General features: G+C 34.1%; 2 protein-coding genes. Both read left to right on the top strand.

The features are described from left to right. A partial coding sequence (locus tag JQ863_RS19330; protein ID WP_275411587.1) for an ArsB/NhaD family transporter occupies positions 1–152 on the top strand: 152 nt, incomplete at its 5' end. A gap of 17 nt (positions 153–169) precedes the next feature. Further along, positions 170–276 (top strand): arsenate reductase/protein-tyrosine-phosphatase family protein (locus JQ863_RS19335; protein WP_476712899.1); only part of this gene is annotated, 107 nt, incomplete at its 3' end.

Below are 276 nucleotides of genomic sequence, written 5' to 3' on the forward strand. Positions count from 1 at the left end.
GTTCTTTAGCAACATTATTGTGGCTACATGTCTTAACACAAAAAGGTGTGAAGATTTCGTGGGGAACATACTTTAAAACTGGAATTATCATCACTATTCCAGTCCTATTTGTAACACTCTTAGGTTTATACCTTACACTAATCATATTTTAAGAAAAGGGGCTTTAATTATGGATAAGAAAACAATTTATTTTATATGTACAGGAAACTCTTGTCGTAGCCAAATGGCTGAAGGTTGGGGAAAGGAAATATTGGGTGAAGGTTGGAATGTCTATTC

Origin of the sequence: Shimia biformata, assembly GCF_016888515.1 — a bacterium.
Taxonomy (GTDB): Bacteria; Pseudomonadota; Alphaproteobacteria; order Rhodobacterales; family Rhodobacteraceae; genus Shimia_A; species Shimia_A biformata.